The organism is Mycobacterium sp. E796, assembly GCF_001672815.1.
Classification (GTDB): Bacteria; Actinomycetota; Actinomycetes; order Mycobacteriales; family Mycobacteriaceae; genus Mycobacterium.
Genome location: NZ_LZKK01000039.1, coordinates 1 through 10,143 on the forward strand (window position 1 = coordinate 1; position 10,143 = coordinate 10,143).

At 70.0% G+C, this 10,143-nt stretch carries 8 protein-coding genes, 1 pseudogene and 1 riboswitch; of the genes and pseudogenes, 5 read left to right on the forward strand and 4 right to left on the reverse strand.

All coding sequences use genetic code 11. The annotated features are described in order from the left end of the window. Positions 1–205: 205 nt before the first annotated feature. Positions 206–1,603: pseudogene (locus A5706_RS03385) on the forward strand (cation-translocating P-type ATPase); the annotation flags it as partial. On the opposite strand, the gene A5706_RS35135 reads toward A5706_RS03385, so the two are convergent. After that, positions 1,569–1,865: an Rv1535 domain-containing protein gene (locus tag A5706_RS35135; RefSeq protein WP_369831797.1), complete on the reverse strand. Its 297-nt coding sequence runs from the start codon at positions 1,863–1,865 to the stop codon at positions 1,569–1,571. The pseudogene A5706_RS03385 and the gene A5706_RS35135 overlap by 35 nt on opposite strands. A gap of 63 nt (positions 1,866–1,928) precedes the next feature. On the opposite strand from A5706_RS35135, the gene A5706_RS03390 reads away from it, so the two are divergent. Beyond that, positions 1,929–2,204 (forward strand): hypothetical protein, encoded by a 276-nt coding sequence (locus A5706_RS03390; protein WP_156766943.1) that lies wholly within the window; start codon positions 1,929–1,931, stop codon positions 2,202–2,204. A 4-nt stretch (positions 2,205–2,208) separates the two neighbouring features. On the opposite strand, the gene A5706_RS03395 is transcribed toward A5706_RS03390, so the two are convergent. The 3 genes from A5706_RS03395 to A5706_RS03405 all read right to left on the reverse strand — a co-directional run bounded on the left by A5706_RS03395 (position 2,209) and on the right by A5706_RS03405 (position 7,122). Next, positions 2,209–5,982: a SpoIIE family protein phosphatase gene (locus tag A5706_RS03395; RefSeq protein WP_068127067.1), complete on the reverse strand. Its 3,774-nt coding sequence runs from the start codon at positions 5,980–5,982 to the stop codon at positions 2,209–2,211. Then, positions 5,979–6,341 carry an STAS domain-containing protein gene (locus tag A5706_RS03400; RefSeq protein WP_068127076.1) on the reverse strand — a complete coding sequence of 121 codons (363 nt, stop codon included), beginning with the start codon at positions 6,339–6,341 and terminating at the stop codon, positions 5,979–5,981. Before A5706_RS03400 ends, A5706_RS03395 begins: the two co-directional genes overlap by 4 nt. A gap of 100 nt (positions 6,342–6,441) precedes the next feature. Continuing rightward, a complete protein-coding gene (locus A5706_RS03405; RefSeq protein WP_068127069.1) occupies positions 6,442–7,122 on the reverse strand; it encodes a PAS and ANTAR domain-containing protein in 681 nt (226 codons plus the stop codon). 68 nt (positions 7,123–7,190) lie between these two features. After that, a riboswitch (TPP riboswitch) is annotated at positions 7,191–7,301 on the forward strand. Between A5706_RS03405 and thiC the strand changes: the two genes are divergently transcribed. The 3 genes from thiC to A5706_RS03420 all read left to right on the forward strand — a co-directional run. Further along, entirely contained in the window at positions 7,292–8,935 is a 1,644-nt protein-coding gene (gene thiC, locus A5706_RS03410) for a phosphomethylpyrimidine synthase ThiC (RefSeq protein WP_068127071.1), read from the forward strand. Its footprint overlaps the riboswitch before it by 10 nt. Further along, complete coding sequence (gene thiD / locus A5706_RS03415; protein WP_068127072.1) at positions 8,932–9,759, forward strand: bifunctional hydroxymethylpyrimidine kinase/phosphomethylpyrimidine kinase; 828 nt, start codon at positions 8,932–8,934, stop codon at positions 9,757–9,759. The genes thiC and thiD overlap by 4 nt, the downstream gene beginning before the upstream one ends. A 49-nt stretch (positions 9,760–9,808) precedes the next feature. Further along, the coding region (locus A5706_RS03420; protein ID WP_369831796.1) for an alpha/beta family hydrolase at positions 9,809–10,143 on the forward strand (335 nt) is incomplete at its 3' end.

Sequence of the window (10,143 nt, forward strand, 5' to 3'; positions counted from 1 at the left end):
GCGTCGCCACCAGGGGCATCCCTTCGGGGACCGCGGCGACGGCGATGGCGATGCCGCTGGCCACCGCCTGGCGCAGTCGGCGTCCGCGCGACGGCTGACGAAGTTCGGCGCGCTGGTCCGCGTTCCGCGTTCGGTGGAGGCGCTCGGCCGCATCGACGTCGTCTGCTTCGACAAGACGGGCACGCTGAGCGAGAACCGCCTGCGGGTGGCGGAGGTCCGCCCGGCGCCGGGGCACTCGCCCGAGGAGGTGCTGCGCCACGCGGCGCACGCCGCGCCCGCCGCCAACGGCAGCCCGCAGGCGCACGCCACCGACGCCGCGATCGTCGAGGCGGCGCAGCGTTCGCTCGACGGCTCGGCGCAGAGCGGGGAGGCGTCTGGAGCTCAAGCGCACCTGCCCTTCCGCTCCGGGCGATCGTTCTCCGCGTCGGTCACCGGCACGGAACTGACCGTCAAGGGCGCGCCCGAAGTGGTGCTGGCCGCCTGTGAGAACACCGGCCCGAAGATCCAGAAAGCGGTCGGCGAACTGGCCGCCGGCGGCCTGCGGGTGATCGCGGTGGCGCAGCGCCGGCTGACGACGCAACAGGCCGAGGCGATCCGCGACGACCCGGACGACATCGCGGACTTCTGCCGCGACGGGCTGACCCTGACCGGGTTTCTCGGCCTGTCCGACACGCCGCGCCCCGAGGCGGTCGACCTGCTGGCGAACCTGCGCCGCCAGGGCGTGGGCATCAAGCTGATCACCGGCGACCACCCCATCACCGCGCTGGCCATCGCCCGGGAGCTGGGCCTATCGGTGACCGACGAGCAGGTGATCAGCGGTTCCGAGTGGGACGCGTTGTCGCGCAAGGACCAAGAGCGCGTCGTGACCGAGCGGGTGATCTTCGCGCGGATGACGCCCGAGAACAAGGTGCAGGTGGTCCAGACGCTGGAGGGCGCCGGCGTGCTGTGCGCGATGGTCGGCGACGGCTCCAACGACGCCGCCGCCATCCGGGCCGCCACTGTCGGCATCGGCGTGGTCGCGGGCGGGAGCGACCCGGCCCACATGGCGGCCGACGTGGTGCTGGTGGACGCCCGCATCGAGGCGCTCGTCCAGGCCATCGAGGAGGGGCGCCAGCTCTGGCAGCGGGTGCAGGCGGCGGTGTCGGTGCTGCTCGGCGGCAACGCCGGCGAGGTGCTGTTCGCCGTCATCGGCAGCGCGATCACCGGCACGTCGCCGCTGAACACCCGGCAGCTGCTACTGGTGAACATGATGACCGACGCACTGCCCGCCGCCGCCCTCGCGGTCAGCGAGCCCAGCACCCCGATGGACCCGGGCATTCGGGGTCCCGACCAGCCCGCCCTGTGGCGCGCGGTGGCCATCCGCGGCGTGACCACGGCCGCCGCGACGACGGTGGCGTGGGCGATGGCGAGCGTCACTGGACGCCCGCAGCGGGCGTCCACCGTGGCGCTGGTCGCACTGGTGGGCGCCGAGCTGGGCCAGACGCTGCTGGACTCTCACGCCCCGCTGGTGGTGCTCACGGCGGTGGGTTCGCTCGGCGCGATGGGAACGCTGATCAGCATCCCGGTGGTCAGCCAGTTGCTCGGCTGCACACCGCTTGGTCCGGTCGGCTGGGGACAAGCTCTGGGCGCCGCCGCCGGGGCGACCTTGGCGATAGCCGTTCTGAACCGGGTTTCGGACGGTTGGGGCAGCCCGCACACGCTGCCACCAGGACCTGACGCGACGAGCGGTGAGCCGTCCGGTCGGACTGGCGAATCTCAACGACCCCGGCCCGCCAAAGCAGCGCATAGAGTTGCACCAGAGGCACCTTCAGCACCAACGCGATCGACGAAACCAGCGGATCGGACACGGAGTCGGTCGTCGACATAATTTCGACGGTGGTCGGAGTACTCGGCGGGGCGGCAAACCCTTCGTTACCGAAAGGCGAATCATGGCCGAAAAGAAATCGCGCAAGGGGGCCTCGCAGAGCGAAGCCGTCCAGAAGATCCGCGAGGGCGAAACGTTCGTGGTGAACCTGCCGGTGGTGGGTCAGGTGGAGATTCCGCGACCCGAGCAACTGGCCTACTACGGCGGCCTGGCGGCCCTGGCGGCGTTCGAACTCATCGACTGGCCGGTCGCCCTGGTCATCGCCGCCGGTCACGTGATCGCGAGCAACCACCACAACCGGCTCCTCGAGGAGCTCGGCGAGGCGATGGAAGAGGCCTAGTCGTCTAGCCGCTCACCGCGTTATCGAACTCCAGCGTGACCCGGGTGCCGCCCGGGGTGCGCACGGTGGCGACGCGGTCGGCCAGCCCACCGATCAGGGTGAGCCCGCGCCCGCGCCGGCGGCTTCGCAGGCTGACGGACGAATCGCCGACCCAGCTCCCGGTGTCGCTGACGGTGACCGCGACGGTCTCCCCGTGCAGGAAGGCCTCGACGGATACCGTCCGTCGCGCCTCGCAGCGGCTGCCGTGTTCGATGGCGTTGGTGACCGCCTCGCCCGCCGCCAGCAGGATGTCCTCCTCGCGGTGGGGCGCCGCCGCGATGCTGTCCAGCCAGCCCCGCAGCTGGCGGCGCGCGACCGGGATCTGCGCCGGCACCGCCGGCAGCACGGTGGCGAAGCTGCGCGCGGCCACGTGGCTCGGGCGCAGCGCGAGCACCACGACGTCGTCGCGGTAACCCCCCGGCGGGGTCATGCACGCCAGCAGCTCGCCACACACCGATTCGACCGGCAAGCCGGCGCAATCGGCGGCCGCGGCCTTCAGGCGGGCGAACCCCTGGTCGAGCGTCTCCCCGGCCCGCTCGATCAGTCCGTCGGTATAGAGCAGCAGCAGGCTTCCCGGTGCCAGCTCGGCCGTCGCGGTGACGTTGTCCGAGCCTTTATCCGGGCCGCTGTCCCGGACCGCCACCGGCGGCCGCCGACCCGACTCGAGGTAAACCGGGTCACCGTCGGACGGAATGAGCAGCGGGTACGGGTGCCCGGCGCAGCTGTAGCTGACGGTGGCGCCATCCGCCCCCGTTTCGACCAGTGCGTAGGCCACCGTCGCGCAGCGGGCGCCGGTGACGCTGGCGGCGTAGCGGTCCAACGCGCCCAGCACCGCGGCCGGCTCGGCCGCGCTGAGTGCCGAGGCGGCCACCGCGGCGCGCAGCCTGCTCATCACGATCGCGGCGGCCAGGCCGTGCCCGACGACGTCGCCGACCGAAATGCCGATCCGGCCGGCGCGGCCCAGCGGCGTGACCGAGTACCAGTCGCCGCCGACCCGCATCGCCTCCCCGGCCGGCTGGTATACGGCCGCCACGACCGCGGCGGTCGAGCCGCGATCCAGGTCGAGCAGGTGCTCCTGGAAGTCGACGGCGATCCGGTGCTCGCGCCCCAGGACGCGTATCCGGTCAACCGCCGACTGGGTGAGTTTGGCGATCCGACCGAACGTGTCGAGTTCGCCAGCGTCGAACCGGCGCGGCGTGGGCCACAGCAGGACCAGCACGCCGATGACGCGACCCCCGTTGTCCCGCAACGGATGAGCGACACACGCGCGGACACTTTCCGCAGTGTCGCGCACGGCGTGGTGATAACGCGGCGGGAGGTCAAAGGTATCGGGGACGACCATCGGCTCACCGGTGGTCACGACGTTGGCTCCAACCAACGGCGCGTCGAGCGCGGTGACGTGGTAGCGGTCCCGCACTTCCGGGGGAAGGTCGCCGGCGTATTCGAACCGGACGTGGCGCTCCCCGTCGAACACTCCGATCGCCACCGCGGCGGCATCGGCCGAACCGGACGGGTTGTCGATCAGGGCACCCAATATCGCGGCCACCGAGTCGGTGGCCTGCAGCGCCGAGTCAAGCTCCACCAGGTCGAGCGGCGCCTCGCGCCGCTGGCGGTCGCGCTCGCGGTCGACCGCGGACAACCGTGACGCCACCCTGTCAATGAGCTCCTGCGACCGGAACGGTTTGGGCAAGTAGTCGTCGGCCCCACCGGCGAACCCCTCGTCGACGGCCTCCGCGCCGGCCCGGGCCGACAGCATGAGGACCGGGGTGGCCGCCAGCTCCGGATCCGCGCGGATCGCCGCGACGAGGTCGAAGCCGTTGAGGCCCGGCATCATCACATCCGTCACGATCGCGTCCGGGCGGAGCTCCTTGGTCGCCGCCAACGCCGACTCCCCGTCGGCGGCCAAAACCGTTTGCCAATGGGGCGATAGCACCCGCTCCAGGTGGGCCCGCATGTCCGCGTTGTCGTCGGCGACGAGCACTAGTTGGCGGTTCTCGCGAGACACCGGGTCCGCAACGGACGTCAGCCACTGACGCGCCTCGGCCACGTACGGGTTGCTCTCGTCCGGCGTCAGCTCGGGGGACTGCCCGACCGGCGTGTCCGCGACCGATCGCGGCAGCCGGATGGTGACCGTTGTTCCGCGATCCGGTTCGCTCTGGATCTCCACCGTTCCGCGTTGCAGCTCGACGAGCCCGCGCACCAGCGACAGCCCAATGCCGGTGCCCTCCACGCTGCGGCCGCGCATGTTGTCGGCCCGGTAAAAGCGCTCGAACAGCCGGTCCAGGTCCTCCGGGCCGATCCCAACCCCGGTGTCGCGCAACGTGATTCGGCAATCGGCGGGCTCGGCACGCACCTCGATCGAGATCGATCCGCTCAGCGTGTACTTGACGGCGTTGGAAAGCAGGTTGAGCACGATCGTTTCCCACATCCCGGGGTCGACGTCGGCCAGCGCCGGGCCGCAGTCCAACACGAGACCCAGGCCCGCGCGCTGGCACAGCTCGCTGAACGACGACGCGATCTGCTCGGTGAGCGCGCCGACGTCGGTGCACACCAGTTTCGCGTTCGCCCGGCCCGCCTCGATGCGCGAGAAATCGAGTAACGAGTCGACCATGCGCTGCAGGCGCCGCGCGTTGCGCCCCGCCGTGGTCAGGCGATCCGCCAGCACGCTTTCGGGCGGCGCATCGGATAGCGCGTCCTCGAGCGGCCCCAGCAAAAGCGTTAGCGGGGTGCGGAATTCGTGGCTGACATTGGTCAGAAACGCCGTCTTCGCGCGGTCCAACTCGGCGAGCGCGTCGGCCCGCAGCCGCTGCTGTTCGTAGGACGCTATCCGGGCAAATGTCGACGACAGCTGGTCGGCCAGCAGCTGACAGAAGCCGCGGTACTGGTCGTCGAGCGGGCAGCGCGGATTGATGCCGACGACCAGCGCTCCGGCCGTGGAGCCCTCGCCGAGCGGCAACACCAGCGCCCGCTCCGGGCAGTCCGCACCGAGGATCGCCCCGAGCCCCGACAGCACCGCGTCGACGTCATCGGTCAGCGTCCGAAGCGATCGCGGCAAGGCCGGCAGCACCGACGCCGTCGCGCCGCGAAGCGCGGCGTCGCCGTCGGCGTCGGCGACGTAGACGGCGATGAACGGCAGGTCCGCCGGCTGGGCCGCACAGACCGTGACGGCCGCGCCGACGGCGTCATCAATGCTCTGCGTTCCCATGACGGCGGAGGCCAGATCGTTGAGCAGTTGCAGGCGCCGCTCCCCCAGCACCCGCTCGGTCGTTTCGTTCACCGCGCAGAAAATCCCGGAAACGTCGCCGCCCTCGCCGATCAGCGGGCCGTAGGTGAACGTGAAATACCGATCCCGCCGCCGGCCTTCCACCACCATCGTGAGCAGCAAGTCGTCCGACCAGGTGGCCTCGCCGGTCGCGATGACGCTCGCCAGCATGGGTGAGATCGATTCCCAGATGTCCCACCACACTTCACGGCCGGGCCGGCCGAGCGCGGACGGGTGCTTGTCGGCCAGCGCCGATATGTACGCGTCGTTGTAGACCAGGAACAGCTCCTGCGCCCCCAGCCACAGCACGATCGGGAACCGTGACGTCAGCGCCGTCACCGCCGCCGCGCGGAACTCGGCCGGCCACCGCTGCGGCGGCCCCAAAGGGTGCGTGGCCCAGTCGAACTCGGCAAACCGGCGGCCCATTTCGCCGCCCAGCGCAACCGCGGCCGCGAGGTCGGCCGGCAGCGGTTTCATTGCCGGCGGTCGCGTTGCAGGGCGTCGGAAAGCGTCGGGTACACCTCGAGGATGCGATCGAGCTCGGTCACCTGGATCGGTCGGAGAACCAGGTCGTTGTCCGCCACCAGGCGCACCGATGTGCCGGTTTCCTTCCCACCCTCGTGGCAGTCGAGGACCGCGTTCAACGCCGCGCTGCCGAAGAAGGTCACCGGTTGCAGGTCGACGATCACCAACCGGGCCGGGTGCTTCGCGGCCACCTGCAGCGCGGCGACCAGGTGGGGAGTGAGCTGGTCGACGGTGCTGGAATCGACATCGCCTTTGACCCGGACGAGTACGGCGTCCTCCCGGGCCTCGTGGTCAACCGCCAACAATTCCATGCCTTTCACCGCCTCGAACAAGCCGAATTCCTTTCCTGGGCGTCACTGCGGGTCCCGAATTAGCAGCATGCCCAGGAAAGAATGTTTCGAAGCCTAGCGATTACCCGGAGGGCTCCGCGGGAATCCGTTCGTGCACCGTCAGCAGCAAATGGTCGAACTGATTTTGGGCCGAGGCGGTCGGGACGGGCAGCGTCACGACCTCGGTCAGCAATTGCTTCGCCAGGGAGCGCAGCTTCACATTGGTCTCCTGCGAGCGCCACTGCAGCACGCGAAAGGCCTGCTCGGCGCTGACCCGGTAGACGTACATCAGCACCCCCTTGGCCTGTTCGATGGCCGCGCGGTTCTCGAACAGGTCCGGCAGCGCCTCGTCGAGCACTTCCTGCCGCGCCTCGTCGAAGGTGTTGGCGAGGTCGATGTAATACCCCGCCGTGCCCAGCACCGCGCCGGAGTCGTCCAGCATGCGGTCGGCCACCACGATCGCGTCGTGCACGTTGCCCGCGGTGTCGAGGAACCGGTGACGGCTTGAAAACGACTCCTCGGACTGCAGCGCGTAGTCCAGCAGGTCCTGGACGTGGGCACGGTCATCGGGATGCTTGTGCGACAGCAGCAGTTTGGTCGTCGGCACCACTTCCCCGGGTTCGTAACCGTGCATCCTGGCGACCTCGTCGGACCATTCCCAGCGCTGGCCGACGAACCAGAAGCGGAAGGACCCGACGTTCAGGTACCTGCTCGCGGCCGCGGCCGCTCCGACCGGCTGCGTCGGGCTCTCGGCGGGTTGCACGTTTGCATCCTCCCACCCGGTGGGTACTCGCGGCTACCGCCCAAGGGGTAACGTCGCGGACGGACCCATCCACAACACGCGGGAGCGCACGCCGAGTGCGCTGAGAGGACGGCTCGGGGCCGTCGACCGTACGAACCTGACCGGGTAATGCCGGCGTAGGGAGCACAGAATGACCGACACCCTGTCAACAGCGGCGCCGTCCGTCACCACCGGACCCATCGCGGGCAGCAGCAAGGCCTATCGCGAGCTGGAGGGGGTGCCCGGCGCGCGCGTGCCCTTCCGGCGCGTCAACCTCTCCACCGGGGACCACTTCGATCTCTACGACACCTCCGGGCCATACACCGACCCGGAGGCGGTGATCGACCTGACCGCCGGGCTGCCGGCGCGGCCCGGCGTGGTCCGCGACCGCGGCACCCAGCTGCAGCGGGCCCGAGCCGGCGAGATCACGGCCGAAATGGCGTTCATCGCCGCCCGCGAGGGCATGCCCGCCGAACTGGTGCGCGACGAGGTCGCCCGCGGCCGCGCGGTGATCCCGGCCAACCACAACCATCCCGAGAGCGAGCCGATGATCATCGGCAAGGCGTTCGCGGTCAAGGTCAACGCCAACATCGGCAATTCGGCGGTGACATCGTCGATCGCCGAAGAGGTCGACAAGATGGTGTGGGCCACCCGTTGGGGCGCGGACACCATCATGGACCTGTCCACGGGCAAGAACATTCACGAGACCCGCGAGTGGATCCTGCGTAATTCGCCGGTGCCGGTGGGCACCGTGCCGATCTATCAGGCGCTGGAGAAGGTCAACGGTGACCCAACCAAGTTGACCTGGGAGATCTACCGCGACACCGTGATTGAGCAGTGCGAGCAGGGCGTGGACTACATGACCGTGCACGCCGGCGTGCTGCTGCGGTACGTGCCGCTGACCGCCAAGCGGGTCACCGGGATCGTGTCGCGCGGCGGGTCGATCATGGCGGCCTGGTGCCTGGCCCATCACCAGGAGTCGTTCCTCTACACGAACTTTGCCGAGTTGTGTGAGATCTTCGCGCGCTACGACGTCACCTTCTCCCTCGGCGACGGGTTGCGGCCCGGTTCTATCGCCGACGCCAACGACGCCGCCCAGTTCGCCGAGTTGCGCACCCTGGGCGAGCTGACCACGATCGCGAAAGCCCATGGCGCACAGGTGATGATCGAGGGTCCCGGGCACATCCCGATGCACAAGATCGTCGAGAACGTGCGGCTGGAAGAGGAGCTGTGCGAGGAGGCCCCGTTCTACACGCTGGGTCCCCTGGCGACCGACATCGCACCGGCCTACGACCACATCACGTCGGCGATCGGCGCGGCGATCATCGCCCAGGCCGGCACCGCGATGCTGTGCTACGTGACGCCCAAGGAGCACCTGGGGCTGCCGGACCGCAAGGACGTCAAGGACGGCGTGATCGCCTACAAGATCGCGGCCCACTCCGCCGACCTGGCCAAGGGACACCCGCGCGCGCAGGAGCGCGACGACGAGTTGTCCAAGGCGCGCTTCGAGTTCCGTTGGCACGACCAGTTCGCGCTGTCGCTCGACCCCGACACCGCGCGGGAATACCACGACGAGACCCTGCCCGCCGAACCCGCCAAGACCGCGCACTTCTGCTCGATGTGCGGGCCGAAGTTCTGCTCGATGCGCATCACGCAGGACGTTCGGGACTACGCGGCGGCGCACGGTCTCGACAGCGAGGAGGCGATCGAGGCCGCCCTCCAAGAGGGAATGGCCGAGAAGTCGCAGGAGTTCGCCGAGCACGGCAATCGGGTGTATCTGCCGATCACGCAGTGAATTTCCTGCCTTTAGCCGCGCCCGGCGCCACGCCGTTGCGCGTGCTGACCATCGCCGGCTCGGACTCGGGGGGCGGCGCGGGCATCCAGGCCGACATGCGCACCATGGCGCTGCTGGGCGTGCACGCCTGCGTGGCGGTCACCGCGGTCACCGTGCAGAACACGTTGGGAGTCAAGAGATTTCACGAGGTGCCCGGCGACGTCGTCGCCGACCAGATCGAGGCCGTGGTCACCGACATCGGCATCCAGGCCGCCAAGACCGGGATGCTGGCGTCCTCGGCCATCATCGCGGCGGTGGCCGCCACCTGGCGCCGGCTGAGGCTGACGGTGCCGCTCGTCGTCGACCCCGTGTGCGCGTCCATGCACGGCGACGCGCTGCTGGCGGTATCGGCCCTGGATTCGCTGCGCGGCCAACTGTTTCCGCTCGCCACACTGGTGACGCCGAACCTGGACGAGGTGCGGCTGCTGGTGGACATCGACGTCGTCGATGCGGGGTCGCAGCGGGAGGCGGCCAAGGCGCTCCATGCGCTGGGCCCGCGCTGGGTGCTGGTCAAGGGCGGCCACCTGCGCTCGTCGGACCGCAGCTGCGACTTGCTCTATGACGGCGCCGACTTCCTCGAGTTCGACTCGCAGCGCTTGCCCACCGGCAACGACCACGGCGGCGGTGACACTCTAGCTACCGCGGTCGCGAGCGCGCTGGCGCACGGCTTCACGGTGCCTGAGGCGGTCGGGTTCGGCAAGCGCTGGGTCACCGAATCCCTGCGCGCCGCCTACCCGTTGGGCGCCGGCCATGGTCCCGTCTCGCCCCTGTTTCGGCTCACATGATTGCCCGCCTTCTCCTCGGTCCGTTCCGGACCGCATCGTCGGCGGGCGCATGAACCTCGAGGCGATCGCCGGCGTCGCACACGAACCCGACGGAGCACCGGCGGGTGTCGTGGTCCTTACCCACGGCGCCGGCGGCGACCGGGAATCACCCCTGCTGCAACAGGTTTGCGACGAATGGGCGCGGCGCGGCTGGCTCGCGGTGCGTTACAACCTGCCTTACCGCCGGCGCCGGCCCAAGGGGCCGCCGTCCGGGTCGGCAGCGCGTGACCGCGAGGGGATCGTCGAGGCGATCACGTTGTGCCGCAGCCTTTCCGGCGGTCCGCTGGTCGCCGGCGGCCACTCCTACGGCGGGCGGCAGACGTCCATGGTCGTGGCCGAGGGTGA

Coding starts and splice junctions, on each gene's coding strand:
- A5706_RS35135 (WP_369831797.1), bottom strand. CDS start 1,865: ATGTCGACGACCGACTCCGTGTCCGATCCGCTGGTTTCGTCGATCGCG.
- A5706_RS03390 (WP_156766943.1), top strand. CDS start 1,929: ATGGCCGAAAAGAAATCGCGCAAGGGGGCCTCGCAGAGCGAAGCCGTC.
- A5706_RS03395 (WP_068127067.1), bottom strand. CDS start 5,982: ATGAAACCGCTGCCGGCCGACCTCGCGGCCGCGGTTGCGCTGGGCGGC.
- A5706_RS03400 (WP_068127076.1), bottom strand. CDS start 6,341: ATGGAATTGTTGGCGGTTGACCACGAGGCCCGGGAGGACGCCGTACTC.
- thiC (WP_068127071.1), top strand. CDS start 7,292: ATGACCGACACCCTGTCAACAGCGGCGCCGTCCGTCACCACCGGACCC.